At 65.0% G+C, this 15,959-nt stretch carries 15 protein-coding genes; 7 read left to right on the plus strand and 8 right to left on the minus strand.

The features are described from left to right. The 4 genes from RMO97_RS10125 to RMO97_RS10140 form a co-directional block, all read right to left on the minus strand. On the minus strand, positions 1–1,518 hold a 1,518-nt coding region (locus tag RMO97_RS10125; RefSeq protein WP_310540796.1), incomplete at its 3' end, for a helicase HerA domain-containing protein. Then, entirely contained in the window at positions 1,515–2,450 is a 936-nt protein-coding gene (locus RMO97_RS10130) for an SIR2 family protein (RefSeq protein ID WP_310540797.1), read from the minus strand. The genes RMO97_RS10130 and RMO97_RS10125, both read right to left, overlap by 4 nt. Before the next feature lie 241 nt (positions 2,451–2,691). Then, a complete protein-coding gene (locus RMO97_RS10135; RefSeq protein ID WP_310540798.1) occupies positions 2,692–3,123 on the minus strand; it encodes a PIN domain-containing protein in 432 nt (143 codons plus the stop codon). After that, positions 3,120–3,713, minus strand: a complete 594-nt coding sequence (locus tag RMO97_RS10140; protein ID WP_310540799.1) for a DUF433 domain-containing protein — start codon at positions 3,711–3,713, stop codon at positions 3,120–3,122. Before RMO97_RS10140 ends, RMO97_RS10135 begins: the two co-directional genes overlap by 4 nt. A gap of 260 nt (positions 3,714–3,973) precedes the next feature. Here RMO97_RS10140 and RMO97_RS10145 point away from each other — a divergent pair, with 260 nt between their 5' ends. Beyond that, a complete protein-coding gene (locus RMO97_RS10145) occupies positions 3,974–4,570 on the plus strand; it encodes a DUF6088 family protein (protein WP_310540800.1) in 597 nt (198 codons plus the stop codon). 152 nt (positions 4,571–4,722) lie between these two features. Here the strand turns inward: RMO97_RS10145 and RMO97_RS10150 are convergent, their stop codons facing one another. Continuing rightward, on the minus strand, positions 4,723–5,772 hold the full coding sequence (locus RMO97_RS10150; RefSeq protein ID WP_310540802.1) for a Fic family protein: 1,050 nt from the start codon (positions 5,770–5,772) through the stop codon (positions 4,723–4,725). A gap of 327 nt (positions 5,773–6,099) precedes the next feature. On the opposite strand from RMO97_RS10150, the gene parA reads away from it, so the two are divergent. Genes parA through RMO97_RS10165 form a run of 3 tightly spaced genes read left to right on the plus strand, consistent with a single transcriptional unit; the run spans position 6,100 to position 8,133 of the window. Next, positions 6,100–6,756, plus strand: coding sequence for a ParA family partition ATPase (parA, locus tag RMO97_RS10155; RefSeq protein WP_091743324.1), 657 nt, complete (start codon positions 6,100–6,102; stop codon positions 6,754–6,756). Further along, positions 6,753–7,067: a ribbon-helix-helix domain-containing protein gene (locus tag RMO97_RS10160; RefSeq protein WP_310540804.1), complete on the plus strand. Its 315-nt coding sequence runs from the start codon at positions 6,753–6,755 to the stop codon at positions 7,065–7,067. The genes parA and RMO97_RS10160 overlap by 4 nt, the downstream gene beginning before the upstream one ends. A gap of 40 nt (positions 7,068–7,107) precedes the next feature. Beyond that, positions 7,108–8,133, plus strand: a complete 1,026-nt coding sequence (locus RMO97_RS10165; RefSeq protein WP_310540805.1) for a replication initiator protein A — start codon at positions 7,108–7,110, stop codon at positions 8,131–8,133. An 835-nt stretch (positions 8,134–8,968) separates the two neighbouring features. Here the strand turns inward: RMO97_RS10165 and RMO97_RS10170 are convergent. The 3 genes from RMO97_RS10170 to RMO97_RS10180 are packed head-to-tail and all read right to left on the minus strand — an operon-like array spanning position 8,969 to position 11,116. Then, positions 8,969–10,564 carry a type IV secretory system conjugative DNA transfer family protein gene (locus RMO97_RS10170; protein WP_310540806.1) on the minus strand — a complete coding sequence of 532 codons (1,596 nt, stop codon included), beginning with the start codon at positions 10,562–10,564 and terminating at the stop codon, positions 8,969–8,971. Continuing rightward, positions 10,561–10,818, minus strand: a complete 258-nt coding sequence (locus tag RMO97_RS10175; RefSeq protein ID WP_310540807.1) for a conjugal transfer protein TraD — start codon at positions 10,816–10,818, stop codon at positions 10,561–10,563. Before RMO97_RS10175 ends, RMO97_RS10170 begins: the two co-directional genes overlap by 4 nt. Further along, positions 10,805–11,116 (minus strand): conjugal transfer protein TraD, encoded by a 312-nt coding sequence (locus RMO97_RS10180; RefSeq protein ID WP_310540809.1) that lies wholly within the window; start codon positions 11,114–11,116, stop codon positions 10,805–10,807. The genes RMO97_RS10175 and RMO97_RS10180 overlap by 14 nt, the downstream gene beginning before the upstream one ends. A gap of 180 nt (positions 11,117–11,296) precedes the next feature. Here RMO97_RS10180 and traA point away from each other — a divergent pair, with 180 nt between their 5' ends. From traA to RMO97_RS10195, 3 genes are all read left to right on the plus strand, one after another. Next, the gene (traA, locus tag RMO97_RS10185; RefSeq protein WP_310540811.1) at positions 11,297–14,242 is read left to right on the plus strand and encodes a Ti-type conjugative transfer relaxase TraA; all 2,946 of its coding nucleotides are present in this window, start codon (positions 11,297–11,299) and stop codon (positions 14,240–14,242) included. A gap of 8 nt (positions 14,243–14,250) precedes the next feature. Beyond that, entirely contained in the window at positions 14,251–14,916 is a 666-nt protein-coding gene (locus RMO97_RS10190; RefSeq protein WP_310540813.1) for a DUF6118 family protein, read from the plus strand. Positions 14,917–14,978: 62 nt separating this feature from the next. Continuing rightward, positions 14,979–15,959, plus strand: a 981-nt coding sequence (locus RMO97_RS10195; protein WP_310540815.1) for a class I SAM-dependent DNA methyltransferase, incomplete at its 3' end; no start/stop codon positions are given.

Raw genomic sequence — 15,959 nt, forward strand, 5'->3', positions numbered from 1 at the left:
CAGCCGCTTGATCACGCCTTGGTCCGTCTCGTTTGTTAGCCGCAGAGCCAGGAAGTTATTGCATTGGCTCAGTATGGTGCGGCTCACGTCAGACGGCCGCTGGCTGACAACCAAGAGTGAAAACCCATATTTCCGACCTTCTTTGGCGATCCGCTCGAACGAACCCAGTGCTTGCCGTTGGACCGCGTCAGCGTCGTCGCGAACCGGAAGATAAAGGTGGGCCTCGTCGCAAAGCAGGGTGACGGGCGTGCGGGTCTTGGCACCCATCCAAAATTGGACGTCATATAGAAGGCGAGCCAAGGTCCCGGTGACAACGGGCAAGACGTCCGCAGGCACCTCCGAAAAGTCGATGATCTTGATGCCAGAGCCATCGCCCGACCGGAGAAGCTTTAGAACCTGGGCTGCCAGCCAGTCATAGGTGGACGCGGCAGCCGGTGGCGCGAACATGAACCCGTATCGGCGATCTTCCAGTTTGGTTTCGAGGCGAGAAAGGAACCGCGTCAGCTTGTCCTGCCACTCGCCTTTTACATCCTGTCCTTTCGCGCCGACCCCCGGCGTGGTGTTGTCAGCGTCCAAAAGGCCCACGAGGTCGGCGACCGCGTAGGGTATCGGTGAGTCCACCGTGTAGGTCTTTTTGACCGCCGCCTTGCCGGCCGCATCAAGGGTTTTCCCCTTCAAGTTCCTGACATGCATCGTGAAGCGAGACGCTTGGTTCGGGGCGTTCTGATCGCTGCGATCGAGGATCATCGACAGCATTTCGTCTCGGTTGAGCAGCCAATATGGCAGGAACAACACGTCGTCGCCTGGCGCCTCCAGGTCCCCAGGGCCGGCGATCCGAAACCGTTCGGCGAAGCCACCCTTGGTCTTGTCAGCCAACGGCGCATATTCCCCGTGCATGTCGAAAACGATGATGTTTGGGAATTTGAGCTTGGCCGCCCTCTCAAGGATTAGCGCTACAGCCCAGCTTTTTCCCGAACCGGTGCTGCCTAAAATCGCTGCGTGCCGCTGAAAAAATTTGTCCCCGCTCGCGATGGCATCTGCTGATCGATCCGCGACAAACGTCCCGAGCTTCAGCCTTTCATCCTCGGAAAATCCGGCGCCCAGGATGCCCATGAAGCGCTGGAGGTTGTTTCCAGCGATGACAAAACATTCGCGGTCGATCTGCGGGAAGCTGTCGGCGCCCCGTTTGAACGTATTGGCCTTGTCGCCTTCAACCGTCCTGAAGGTGCCGATCAGAACCCCCTGAACAATGTCAGTCGGCATGGCGACGACGACGCCGTCGGTTTCGCTGTCCTCGCTCAGCTCAGGCAGTTCTTCGCGAAGGCTGCGGGTCACGCGCTCCGTCATCGCGATCAGATATTCGCGCTCGGTCGCCCCTCGGATGGCGATCAATTGGCCAATGCCAAGATGGGTGAGAAGCACCGAGTCCGTGACGTCGATGGCCACATGACTGGTATCGACAGAGGCCACCCGGCCAATTCTGTCCCGATCGGCAAATTGAAGCGCAGCCTCGGTCATGGTTCGAGAACCTCTGAGATGAACGTGCCCAGGTCCCACAACGCGAGATCGGGAATTTGAACTTCCGCCTTGTTGACGGTGATGGATGTGCCCTCGGCGCCGCCGATCACGCAGCGCTCTAGCGCGACCACATTTGCGCATTCCAAGGCGAGCTTTTTGGCGTTCGGCGAGAGCGTGTGCGTGAGCAGAAGGGTGGGGATGCCGCTCTTGATGCTGGGCGTTAGGTGCGTCTCCAAGTGGTCATCGTTGAAGCCGTAGCCGATGATCAGAAAGCGTGATGCACGGTCAATGGCGGAGTTTGCGCGCTCGCGGTGGCGGTCGAATGGGCTCTCGTAGCCGTTACGGAACTTGTTCAGGCCGGGCGTGATGATTAGGCGCGGAAGTGCCAAATCGCCGGAGTACCGAACCGGTTTACCCGCCCGATGATACCAGTCGAGACTCCCGTGCGGCTTAAAGATGCTCACGCGAGCGCGATAACGCCATTGTACCTGTTTCCCCCGGAGGGTGACTTCCCGGCAGTAGCTGAGCCGGCTTTCCTGTTCGTTGAGCGCGCCCGCGAAGTGCCCGACAAACATCGTATCGGCACCCAAGCCGGCTTCTTCGGCGGCTATTTCTAACAGGCGATCATAGTTCGTGGTGACGACGGGGATGCCGCCGGTCGGCTTGAGAATATGGGCTAGGAGGCGCGTGAACCGCAGGACCCGCTTGTGCGTAAACACTTCCTCGACGATCTGGCGTTCTCGCAGGCCGATGAGTTCCGCACTCCGAGCCACGATGGCCGATTCCAAGGATGCTGTCGGAGGATTTTGGAGCAAGGCGGCCTCCAAGCCGACTGCCCGTATCTGCGGTTCGAGAGCCAGCCATGCGGCAGCATCAGCCGGCTCCAGAGCCCCGCCTACCGTAGCGCACAAGTGGTCGGCCAGCTCGCCCATGCTTGGGAGCCCCTCGGCGCATGACAAACCAGACCCGACGACGGTTACAAGGCCGTCGCTAAAGTGGCGCTGAAGCAGCGATTTCACTTCGTCTAGATTCAACCGCCCCGTTCCTCTCCAATAGTCCCATTGATTACAAACCTCGGGTGGTTTGTCGAACGGCCGCCTTTTGATTAGCTCGCCCGAGTCTGCGGGCGGGCGGGCAGAAATTGTTGATGAATGCCCTGCCCCGGCCGATCAATCAGACCGTTTCGATAACGGGGTTCTTCACAAACGGATCAAGCACCTGGACGTCGCATCCCCGGACATCCGCGATGTTGCGCGTCACCAGGACAAAGCCCCTCACCCGCGCAGTCGCTGCCAGCGCCCTGTCGCGCTGGTTCTTTTCCTTGGCGCCGAGCAGGCGAGCCCACTCTGCGGTGATCGGGCCATCGATCGGAATAAACCGCGTGCCGTAGGCTGCTTCGAGTGCGTCGATTTCCGCCAGCTTGGTAGTGGCGAGGACGGGGTCGGTCTTTTTGCGGCGTTCCCACCCACGCCGCTTCTCAAACAGGGTCATGGCGCTGATACGGAGATCAGCCGGCGCTACCCCTGCCATCCAGGCGCGCACGTTGGCATTCCCGGTTGGGGTAAGCTCCCTCAGTACGTTTTCATCGAGCAGATAGGCCGTCACGGAATCTGGCGAGGTTCGATCGGCTCGTCATCACCCTCCACGTCCCAGACGCCCGACGAGGCCATATCGCTCAACATCCGCTTCAGGCTACGCCCTGGCAGGGGCCGGCCGGTCTTTGGATAGACCTTGGCGTACTCAGCCGCCGCATCGACCTGCGCCGGCGTGAGGCCAGGATAGTCCTCGACGATCTCAGCCACGGTTTGGCCGCGCGTTAGCGCGGCGATCTCATAGACAGGCACGTCCGTTCCGCGAAGGACCGGCTCAGCGTTGGGCCGTTCGCCGATGAGCGTCTTCACTTCTTCAAGGCGTTTCAGCCGCCCGGCGATGCGACGATCCACGTCCACGAGCTGGAAAGTCATCACGCCGATCTCCAGGCGATGGGAGTCGGTCGATAGCCGGCGCATGGCCTCATAGACTTCCCGACGCCCGGCGGGTGTCAGCTTGCGCTCGACCTCGCCTGAAATGGCGAGAAAGCGCAGTTCCGCAGGCCCGACTTTACGCAGCCGAACCTTGCCTCGACGCTGGAGTTTGGCCTTGATGACGCCTCGGTCAACGGCGCGGTTGATCGCGGTGTTGGACTGCTCCACCACGTAGCCCGCTTCGTTCAGGGTCAGGCTGACTGCGTTTTCCACCGAGGCCTCCTATAAAGTCATCCTAAGATAGGGATGTATTATGTGCCCGGCAAGAGGCGTCCTTTTTGGACGAGCTTCATGGCCGACGTCGCTCATAGCGCCGGCCAGCGGGAGGTGCGTCGGGTCCTTCCGGTCGCCGATGTCCCCGCTCCCCAGCTATCCGATCAAGATTCAAGGGCGTGAGAAAGCGGCTTAGATTGCTACCAGTTAGGTGAGCCGTGCAGAGATTGACTGACCAAATACTGGAACACAGCCAGAGCCGCCCGGAAGGCGCCCTGCTGACGGCGGTGAGATTGCTGCATTTTGGTGAGCGTGGGGCCGTCAACAAGGCGCTGTCGCTCCTCACGCGGCGCGGCGAGTTGTTGCGCGTGGCGCGCGGTCTTTACGTGCGGCCCATTCCGACCCGATTTGGCCCTCGGCCTCCAACGGCAGAAACGGTCATCGCGAGCCTGGCGAAACTGTGGGGCGAAACTATCGCTTCCCACGGGGCCGTGTCCGCCAACAGACTCGGCCTTACCACCCAGGTCCCGGTGCGCGCCATCTACCTGACCTCCGGGTCAGACAGGATGCTGCATCTGGGCAATCAGTCGCTGGAGCTGCGCCACGCCCCGCTTTGGCAATTTGTCCAGGCGGGCCGACTGACGGGCGAAGTCATCCGCGCGTTGGCATGGCTTGGGCCTTCGGAGGCGGCGCGGCTCCTCCCGCGACTGAGCGCCAGGCTGTCGCCGGCCGACCGCGAGGTATTGATCGAGGTCACCCCCCTCCTCCCGACGTGGCTGGCCGAGCAGATCAGCCGATCACTTGCGCAACCCTGACCGTCAGCGCCCATGTGAAGGCAGACCCAAGGGGTCGTAAGGCTTCCACCCAATGACACACCCGCAAACACCCGAAATGGCTGGCGTGGTGTCTAGGTGTCCACACGAGGACATGTCCTCATGTGGGCGGGTCCCCTCCCCCCTCCGTCAATCTAAGGCAGGCTGTACCAAGTGCCACGGCCGACCCCGTGCTGCACGAGATGGCGCCGCTCGACGAGCATCCGCAGATGCTCCTTCAAGGTGTTGCGGCTGGCGCCGGTCAATGTGACCGCATCGCCTATGGTGACGCGGCCATGGTCGCGGGCGTGATCGACGATCCGCAGGGCCAGCTCCGGTATGGCCGCGAGCAAGAGCTTCTCGCGCTCGACCTTGTGGGCCAGCCGCCGCATCTGCTGCTGCATCGCCCGCAGGAAGAACCGCAGCCACGGCTGCCAGTCGGGCGCGTCAGAGCGGATTGTGCCCTGGGTCTGGCGAAGGGCGAGATAGTAGCCTTCCTTGCTTTGCTCGATGACGCTTTCGAGCGAGCTGTAAGGGACATAGGCATAGCCGGCTTGCAACAGGAGCAGCGTGGTCAGCACCCGGCTCAGACGGCCATTGCCGTCCTGGAACGGGTGGATCTCCAGGAAGACGACCACGAAGACCGCGACGACCAGAAGCGGGTGCAGCACCCGCTCCGCCCTGGCCTCGTTCAGCCAGGCGATCAGTTCCTCCATCCGACGAGGCGTATCGAAGGGCGAGGCGGTCTCGAAGACGACGCCGACTTGCTTACCGTCCGCGTCAAAGGCCACCACGCTGTTGGGCGTGGTTTTGTAGGAGCCCCGATGCCAGGCGTCCTTCTCGCTGTAGACCAGCAAGTCACGATGCAGTTGGCGAACATGGTTTTCCGTGAAGGCGAGATTCCGCCAGGCGGCGAAGACCGTCTCCATCACCTCGGCATAGCCGGCGACCTCCTGTTCGTCGCGGGTGTCGAAGGCCTTGATTTCAAGGTTAGCAAGCAGACGCTCCACGTCGCGATCGGACAGGCGACTGCCTTCAATCCGGGTCGATGAGCCAATGCTCTCGATCGTGGCCACGCGCCGCAACGCCGACAATCGTTCGGGCGCCAGTGTGCCCAGCGCGCGCCACGCGCCCTTGAACTCATCGACTTCGGCGATGAGAACCAGCAGATCGGAGGTGATGGTGATCGAGGCGGTATTGATCATGCACCCGATAATTCACCCATAAACACCCAAAAAGCCACCCCTCGTTGGCCAGCGTCTGAAGGGGCCATAGGTGCCCGAGCCCCCTCCCCTCGCGCGGTCCTGGGAATCGATCCACTTAGGTGTCCACACGAGGACGTGTGGAGCGCCGTCGCTCCCGGTTATTGAACCGTTAACCGTTCCCGGCGAGAGTTGGTTTGTGGACGTGTCCACACGTCGGGTTGCGGACATGTTGGTCTGCGGAGGCGTGGACATGAGGGCGCGCCCACATGTCGAACCATCCTCGTGTCCGCGTGTGGGCGTGAGGACACCGATAGGGGTCAGCGCGCCATGAAGACCATTTCCATCGTCAGCCAGAAAGGCGGAGTCGGGAAGACGACCCTAGCCGTTCATTTGGCCGTCGCCGCCGCGAACGCTGGCTATACGGTCGCCTTGATCGACCTGGACCCACAGGCGACAGCAGCGCAGTGGGCCGACTGGCGGGGAACAGATAATCCCGCCGTGGTCGCCGCGCCGCACGCCAGGCTTGGCCCGACGTTGGCAGAGGCCCAGAAGGCCGGGGTTGACCTGGTGGTGATCGACAGTCCGCCGGCGGCCGATAGCGCCGCCGTCGCCGCCGCCAAGGCCGCCGATCTCGTTCTGATCCCGACACGGGCTTCAGCCTTCGACCTTCACGCTATCAAGACGACGGCGGAGCTGGTCAGGGTGGCGCAGAAGCCCGCCTATGTGGTGCTCAACGCCGTTCCGCCCCGCGCGACCGCCCTGATCGAGGAGGTTGCGACGGTGATCAGCAGCTTGCAGCTCGCTATCGCGCCGGTGTGCCTGGTTGATCGAGCGGCTTTCCGCCACGCGGTGATCAACGGCCAGGCGGCGGCGGAGTATGAGCCGGCCGGCAAGGCGGCCGAGGAGGTTGATCGGCTCTACACGTGGGCATGTGGACGCCTGGACATGTCCACACGTCCTCACCCTGAAAGGGCAGTGGCATGAGCGCGCGCCCCAGCCTTTCCGCGCGCCTTGCCCAGGCGGCCGACCCCGCGCCGGCGCCGGCTTCAGCCCCAGTTGTCAGCCCGGCGTCGTCACGCCCGGCTCGGGCTCGCAAGGCGGCCGAGATGCCCCTGGCCGCGCCAGCGAAAGCCCGTGTCGGCAAGACGATGGTCGCCGGATACTTCTCGCCGGAGATGGCGCGGGCGGTGAAGCTTCTCGCCGTCGAGCGCGGCGTGACCGTCCAGGCGCTTATCGGCGAGGCGCTGGATCTCGTCCTACGCCAGGCCGGGAAGCACCCGATGGGGGAGCGATGACCTCCGCGTGCCAAAGCCCGGGTAGGGCAGGGGAGGGCGCATGAACGCCCGCACCGATCCACACCCAATTCGGGACTTCTTCATCGCCGACTTGATCGACTACGCGCACAAGGACAGCGCGGAGATGATGGAGCGACCGTTTTTCTCCATCGCCAAGCGCAAGCGCAACAAGCCGATCCACTACGAGACCCCGGACGGCAAGCTGTGGATCAAGGTCAACGGCAATCCGACCCACGGCATGGCGACGATTTGGGACGCCGATATCCTGATCTGGTGCATTTCCCGGATCGTGGCGCAGCGCGACGCCGGCAAGAACGACTTGCGGCCGACCATTCACACGACCCCCTACGAGCTGCTCAAGGGGATCGCGCGCGGCACCAGCGGCCAGGACTACATCGAACTGCTACGGGCCATCAAACGCCTGCGGACCACGGAAGTGGAGACCAATATCCGCGCCGGCAAGCGCCGCTACACCGCTTTCCACTACCTTGGCGACATTGAGGGGGAAGGGGAGGGGATCGACGACCCCGAACAGCTCAAGAGCCTGACGTTGCGCGTCCCGGACTGGCTGCTGGACGGCATCATGAGCGGGAACATTCTGACGCTCGACAGGGAGTATTTCCTGCTTACCGGCGGCATCGAGCGGGCGATCTATCGTGTCGCGCGCAAGCACGCTGGATCTCAGCCGCATGGCTGGACGGTCAAGATGACCACGCTCTACGACAAGACCGGCAGTGAATCGCCGTTGAAGAAATTCACCTTCCGCATTCGGGAGATGTGCCGCGCCGACGAACTCCCGCGCTACGCCATGCGGGAGACCGCGACGCAGGACGGTAGCCCTGCGGTCCACTTCGTCGATCGCATGTATGCCCAGGAAGCCGTCAAGGAGCGCCGAGGGGCGGATAAGAGCCAGCGGGGGAGGGAAGACGCCCGCGCTGCCTGGCTGGACGCTCAGCGCGATCCGCGAGCCTTTGACGGGGCCTGGTCCGCCTGGATCGAAGGCGGCCACCCGCCGGATGGCTTCGCGACAGCCTGCGCCGATCGCCGCGCGATTATGCCCAGCTAGTGGGGCAAGGGCGGCACGTGGTTTTAGGAACCCGACTCAATCCATTGAGCGCGCACGGGATTGAGGCACGTGGTTTCGGGAACCGGGGAGGGAGTCTGAGTCGCGGATCAAGGCCCGATTCGGACCCGGAAGGCGAGTCCGAGGCAAAAAGGGAGGCCAGAGGCCCGGCCATTGCCCGGTTTTACCGGGCAATCCAGGCTCGTGGTATTAGGAACCGGCATTCCTTGGCCAAGCACGTGGTTTTAGGAACCAGCGACGGCCCAGCCGGGGCCGGGGAAGGCCCGTGGTATTAGGAACCTTTAGTGACGTGGTTTCAGGAACCCATCCCGCGTGGTTTTGGGAACCAGGCCCCGTGGTAACGGGAACCTGCCCTGAAATTTTTTCCAAGGAAAACAAAGAGATAATAAGCCTTTGATTCGGCTTAACTCTTTAACTTTCCTATATCTAACAGAATCTCTTCTAACGGCAGGATCAAGGATAAAGCGAAGGATAGTCTCCGCCTCTTGGGGGCTACGCCCCCGCCGGCTCGCTACGCGGCTTCGCCGCTTCGCCCCGGATCGCCAAGGCGATCCTCCCACCCGGCATCCCCCAAAAGGAATCGGCCGCAGGCCGATAAATTATTCCCTTTGGACGGCGTGACAGCCCGATCAGCAACAAAACTTGACCAGCAGTGGGCTGTATCAACCTCCAAAAGTGTCCTCCGAGGGAGGCCAGGCATTTTTGGCGGGGAAACCCAGGAACCCAAGTGGGCTGCATCTACGGCAGCAAGGAGGGGGCGAGGTCCGGGTTCCCGGAAATTACGGGGCAGGGACCTCGTCGCCGACCGATCCGGGGATCAGTTCGCCAAATTCCGGAACGCCGGATCGTCGAAATATCGGATTTTCGCGGCGATCACCGGCGCCTCGCCTTGGCGCAGGAGAATTTCCAGGCTCGAATCCAGCCGCATTATCTCGTCAGGCGTCATTAGCTCGCGGCGCGAGAGGTGGGTGGAGGTCGAGGCGCTCTTGGTCTCGAAAAGCTGCATTCCGCCCCGCGAGGTGCTGGTTCCCGTGGTTTGATAGGTCATGGTTGTGGCGCCGATCGACTTGGACACCCAGCTCGCGGTTTCCACGTCGGCGACGTTGAAGATCTGCACCAGGCCCGCGTTGGAGACGAAGGTTCCGGCCCGCTCGCCGTAGGTGCTCCAGAGCTGGTGCATGTCCTGGAGGATAGGCCAGAGCTGGAGGCCGTAGCCCGCCATCAGGCCGAAGGCCCGTTCGACGGGTTCGAGGCGGCCGAGGGCCGCGAACTCATCGAGCAGGAAGAGGACCGGCGCGGCCGGACCTGACGCAGGCGACCGGGCAGGGGAGCGCGCCAGGTCGTGGATCGCTTGCGCCACCATCAGCCGCAGCCAGCGAGAATAAGCGTCCAGCCGTTCGGGCGGCAGGACCAGGAAGACGGTCGCCTTGGCCTCTTTCAGATCTGCGAACCGGAAATCAGAGCTGGCCATCGTCTGGTTGATGCGGGCGCTGTCGAGGAAATGGGTGTGCCGCTGCGCCGAGGAGAGGACGCCGGAGGCCTCGCGCTCGCTCTTGCCCAGGTGACGATTGGCGGCGCGGCGGATCAGGCCGCCGGCACCCGTGGTCTCCTGCATGATCTTGAGCGTGGCGGCGAAGTCGCCAGGACTGAGGGTCAGCAATTCCCGCACTGTGGCCAGCGCCCGGGTCGCGGCGGGTTCCTCGCAAACGACGTAAAGGATCAGGCCGGCGATCAGCGCCTTGGCTTCCTCGTTCCAGTGGGCTTCGCCGACCTGGCCGGGTGGATCGTGGACCAGGGCGTCGGCGAGGAGGGCGGCGTCTTCCGCCAGGTCGAGACTGTCGGGGTCCAGGCCGGCGAGCGGGTTGAAGGCGGCCGAAGGCTGGCCGGAGGTCTCGAACGGATCGAGCACATAGACCTGGCCGAACCGCGAGCGGGCGCGCGCCGTGATGCGGGCGTTCTCGCCCTTGGGGTCGATGCAGAGCACCGAGCGATCGGCGGTCAGCAGGTTGGGGATGATGGCGCACACGCCCTTGCCCGAGCGGGTAGGGGCGATGGTCAGGAGATGGGCTTGGCCAGCGTAGCGGAGGAGCTGGCCACTCTTGCGGTTCTCACGGCCTACGATCAGGCCCGCGCCGCCGCCGAGCGAGCTTTTGACTTGATGTTCGCTGGCGAAATGCGCCGAGCCGTGGACGCCGCCGCCGATCTGAAACTCACCAAACTTGGTCCGCCAATAGCCGACGGCGCTGAATATGCCGAGGAGGCCGGCGGCGACGCTCAGGCCCGTCTGGAGGCCATGGCCGACGTGGGCGACGGCAGCGACAGGGATCAGGACCAGGCGGCCGACCAGGGAGCCGATCAGATAGCCGGCGCCGACGTAGATCAGCAGGGCGACGAGCCGCAGGATTGCCCTCATGCTTCGGACTCGAACACCCGCCGGCCGCGATGCCGCCAGACCTCGACGAGCCCCGCGCCGTCATCGCCCTGGAGCCTATCGGCCAGCTCCAGGAACGCGCCCAGCAGAGCGGCCCGATCGTCGTCGGTGCGATCGACCAGGCCGGCCTTTTGAACGAGGCCGCCCAGCTCGATCAGTTGCCGGGTGCGGGCGCGGCGTTCGATGGCCCAGGCACGGTTGTCGGAGCGGGCGCGAACGGCCTCAGCTCGCGCCATGGCCGCCGACGTCCGCCGTAGCGCCCGCGTCGTCACCAGCAGATCCGCCGGCGTCTTTCGGTGACCGCGCGCGCCGCTGAAAGAAGGCGGCGCCTCGCCGACGCCAACCCTCCCGCGTCTCGGAATTTTGTTGTTCGACGGCTTCGAGCAGGAGGCCGGCCAGAGTCTCAGCATCAAGGGCGTCGGCGCCGGTCGCGGTCACCAGCTCGCCCAACTGCAAGACCTTGCGCGCCTTCAGGGGCTTGGCTTTGTCCTGAAGCGTTCGCAGCTCAGCGTCGATATCTCGGGGCTTACGCACGGGGGCTCACTCCACTGGTAGCCCCCCTCGTGGACACCGTAGCAGCCGACTCCCCGGTGTCCAGCTTGGCCGGAGTGAATTGGCGTGGATAGTCACGAACGACGAAAGGAGATGAGTGCGCGCTTATACGTCGTGCCGACGTGTGCTTGAAACGAGGGAGCTCCCGAGCCATGGTGCGGCGTGGCCATCTACCATTTCAGCGCCAAGGTGATCTCCCGCGCCAACGGCTCCAGCGCCGTGGCGTCGGCCGCCTATCGTTCGGCCTCCGAGCTGCACGACGAGCGGCTAGGGCGGTCGCACAATTTCACGGACAAGACCGGCGTCGTTCACTCCGAGGTCATGGCCCCGGAGGGTTCGCCCGAACGCTGGCAGGACCGCGAGGCGCTGTGGAACGAGGTGGAGGCCGGCGAGGTCCGCAAGGATGCGCAGCTCGCCCGCGAGGTCGAGTTCTCGATACCACGTGAGTTGGACCAGGCTCAGGGCGTCGAGCTGGCGCGGGATTTCGTGCAGCGGGAGTTTGTCGATCGCGGCATGGTCGCCGACCTGAATGTGCATTGGGACATCGGGCCGGATGGCCTGGCCAAGCCGCACGCCCACGTCATGCTGTCGATGCGTGAGGTGAAACCGGACGGGGAGGGGGCGTTCGGCAAGAAGGTCCGCGAGTGGAACTCGACCGACCTCCTGACCGACTGGCGGGAGGCATGGGCCGAGCATGTGAACACCCGCTTGGCTGAACTCGACATCGATGCGCGGATCGATCACCGGACGCTGGAGGCGCAGGGGATCGAGCTGGAGCCGCAGCACAAGATCGGCCCGGCCGGCGCGCGGCGCCTGGACCGGGGTGAGGACGCCGAGCGGGCTATCGATCACCGGGAGATCGCCCGCCGCAACGGCGAGAAGATCATCGCCGAGCCGAACGTCGCCTTGGACGCCATCACCCGGCAGCAGAGCACGTTCACGGACCACGACCTAGCGCGCTTCGTTCACCGGCACACCGACGACGCCGATCAGTTCAGCCAGGCCATGAGCGCGGTGAAGACCTCGCCGGAGCTGGTCGCGCTCGGCAAGGACGGCGCCGGCCGCGAGCGGTTCAGCACGCGCGAAATGCTGGCGACCGAACAGCGGCTGGAGCAGTCGGCCGCGCAGATCGCGGGGAGGGGACAACATCGCGTCTCGCCGGCCTCGCGTGACATGGCCTTGGCCGCCAGTGAGGGGCGCGGCCTGGCTTTGGCGGGCTCGCAGCGTGACGCCCTGGACCACATTACCGGGCGAGAGGATCTCGCCCTCGTCGTGGGCTACGCCGGCACCGGCAAGAGCGCCATGCTGGGTGTCGCCCGCGAGGCGTGGGAGGCGCAGGGCTACCAGGTCCGCGGCGCCGCCTTGTCCGGGATCGCCGCGGAAAGCCTAGAGGGCGGTTCGGGCATCAGCTCGCGGACGATCGCCAGTCTCGAGCACGGGTGGGCGCAGGGGAGGGACGTGCTCACCGCGCGCGACGTGCTGGTGATCGACGAGGCCGGGATGATCGGCTCGCGCCAGATGGAGCGGGTCCTGTCGGCGGCCGACGCCGCCGGCGCCAAGGTGGTGCTGGTCGGAGACGCCGAGCTGCTCCAGGCGATCGTGGCCGGTGCCGCGTTCCGGGCGCTCACCGAGCGCCACGGCGCGGCCGAGATCACCGAGATCCGGCGCCAGCGCGCAGACTGGCAGCGGGAGGCGACGCGGGAGCTGGCCACGGGCCGCACAGGCGCCGCCCTGGACCGCTACGAGGCCGCCGGCATGGTGCGGGGCCACGAGACGCGCGAAGCGGCCCGCAGCGCCCTCGTGGACGGCTGGGATTCCGTGCGCCAGGCCAGGCCGGAAGCCAGCCAGCTCATGCTCGCCCACACCCGCGTCGATGTGGCGGAGCTGAACCAGCTCGCGCGTGGCCGGATGCGCGACGCCGGCGCGCTGGGCGCCGACCAGGTGGTGCAGACCGAGCGCGGGGAGCGCGCCTTCGCTGCCGGCGATCGGGTGATGTTCCTCCGCAACGAGCGGTCCATGGGCGTGAAGAACGGCTCGCTCGGGACCGTGGAGCGGATCGAGCCACACGGTGGCGGGGGTTCCAGCCTCGCCGTGCGCCTCGATGGCGCCGAGCGGCGAGAAGTCCGGTTCGACCTGAAGGACTACGCCCAGATCGATCACGGCTATGCGTCCACCATTCACAAGAGCCAAGGCGTCACCGTGGACCACGGCCATTTGCTGGCCAGCGACGGCCTGGACCGTCACGCCGCCTATGTCGGGATGAGCCGGCACCGCGAGACACTGGCGGTTCATTACGGCGCCGACGACTTCAAGGACCGCGACCAGCTCACCCGCACGCTTGGCCGCGAGCGGGCCAAGGACACGACCCTGGACTATGGCGACGCCTTCGCCGAACGGCGGGGCTTCGTTCGGTCGGAGATCCGTGTCTCGCCGGAAATGGCGAAGCCGGCCGGGCGGGCACCGTCGCGGTTTTCGGGGTTCAAGCCGAAGCTGGCGGTCGACCGACAGGTCGCGGAGCGCCAGGCCGGCCGGGCGCCCTCTCCCTCCCCTGCAGCGGCTCTGCAGCGTCAGGAGTTGACCGAGGGCGTGCGTGGCTATGCACGGGCCTTTGCCGACATGGAGCGGATGCGGCGGGACGGCCTCCCGGTGTTGCCGCACCAGGACGTGGCTTTGAAACGCGCGGAGAAGGCGCTCTCCGCCGCCAGTCCGGAGGCCGCCGTGGATCTCCGCTCCGCCCTGTCACGCCAGCGTGGACTCGCCGGCCGCGTCGATCAGCCCGGCTGGATGGAGGCGATCGGCGGCGCCTTGGCACGTGAGAGCCAGGTGCGGCGAGATCCTCAACTCCGGGCAGAGCGTTTCGTGGAGAGCTGGACCCGGCTGAAGACGCAGCACGCCGAATTGTCGGGATGGCAGAACGCCGACGCCCGCCGGAAGGTCGAAGCCCGGATGAAGGGTCTTGCCGGCGGCCTCGCCCGCGATCCGCAGGTGGAGTCGGTGCTTGTCGGCCGCCGGCGTGAGCTGGGCCTGTCGCCCGGCGCGATGCCGGGCCGCAACCTGGTGCAGGATCTCACGCGTTCCCTTAGCTTGGGCCGGGGTCTTGGCCGTTAGGAGGAACGATGGCGGAGGATGAGCCCCACGATGCGGCGGCCGAGGCGTTCGAGGCGCTTAGGGCCGAGGTCGCTCAGCTCCGCATGGCGCTAGAAGGTTTGCCGACCACGGCGCCGGACTACACTCCTACCCTCGCGGCTATCGCTCAAAGCCTCGCCGCCATGGAGGCGCACCCCGCGCTGCGACTGACGCCTGACGCCTTGGCCTCCCAGGTCCGCCAGGCGTCGGAGGCCGCCCAGCAGCAGGGCCGGCGGGAGCTGGCGAACGCCGTGCAGCGGGTGGATGCGGCGGGCGCCGTGATGGAGCGCCTGGCCGAGCGCCAACGCACCGGGCGGGAGCAGGTTCGCCAGGTCGCGATCATGACCGCCGTGGGCGCCGTCGCCGGCGTCATCGTGTGGGTGAGCTTCTCCGGGCCGATCGCGCGCACCCTGCCGCCGAGCTGGAGTGTGCCGGAACGGATGGCCGCCGCGACGTTGCGGCTGGATCGCTGGGGAGCCGGGGTGCGGCTCATGCAAAGCGCCAGCCCGCAGGGCTGGGCACGGCTGGTCCAGGCGTCTGAAATCGAGCAGGGGAACAGGACGGCGTTGGAGGTTTGCCGAACGGCAGCGGCCCGGACTGGAAAGCCGCAGCGATGTTCCATCAGTCTGGCGGCGTCGCCGCAAAATCAAAGATAGAGCGAGGCGTTTTTGACCCCCTGAAGGGCTGTGCTATCGCTTGGCAGTAGCGGGGCGATCATATGAACCATCAGGCGTTATCTTCCTTCATATGGTCCGTCGCGGACCTGTTGCGTGGCGACTACAAGCAGTCGGACTATGGCAAGGTGATCCTGCCGTTCACCGTGCTGCGGCGCCTGGATTGCGTGCTGGAGGCCACCAAACCGGTCGTGCTGGCCGAATTTGCGGAGAAGACCAAGGCAGGCCTGAACCCCGAGGCCTTCCTGCTGCGCAAGGCCGGGCAGAGCTTCTACAACACGTCGCCCATGGATATGGGCCGCCTCATGGGCGACCAGGACCACATCCGGGAAAACCTGTTCGCCTATATCCAGGCCTTCTCGCCTGAGGTTCGCGACATCTTCGAGAGGTTCGAGTTCCACGCCCAGATCGACCGCTTGGCCAAGGCGGGGCTGCTCTATCAGGTGGCGGAGAAGTTTGCCGGCATCGACCTGCATCCCGAGGCGGTGGACAACCACGAGATGGGCCTCGCGTTCGAGGAGCTGATCCGCAAGTTTGCTGAAATCTCAAACGAGACGGCCGGTGAGCATTTCACCCCACGTGAGGTGATCCGTTTGATGGTCAATCTGCTGTTCGTCGAGGACGACGACGTGTTGTCCAAGCCTGGTGTCGTGCGCACCATCTACGACCCCACGGCAGGCACCGGCGGCATGTTGTCGGTGGCGGGCGAGCATCTGGAGGCTCAGAATCCCGATGCGCGCCTGACCATGTTCGGCCAGGAGCTGAACGACGAGTCTTACGCGATCTGCAAGGCGGACATGCTCATCAAGGGCCAGAACGTCGGCAATATCATCGCGGGAAACACCCTGTCGGAGGACGGCCACGCCCACACCAAGTTCGACTACATGCTGTCCAATCCGCCCTTTGGCGTCGAGTGGAAGAAGGTCGAGAAGGAGGTCCGGCGCGAGCACGAGGGCCAGGGATTCAACGGTCGCTTTGGCCCTGGCCTGCCGCGTATATCGGACGGATCGCTGCTTTTCCTGATG

This window comes from Phenylobacterium sp. (assembly GCF_031425575.1).
GTDB lineage: Bacteria > Pseudomonadota > Alphaproteobacteria > Caulobacterales > Caulobacteraceae > Phenylobacterium.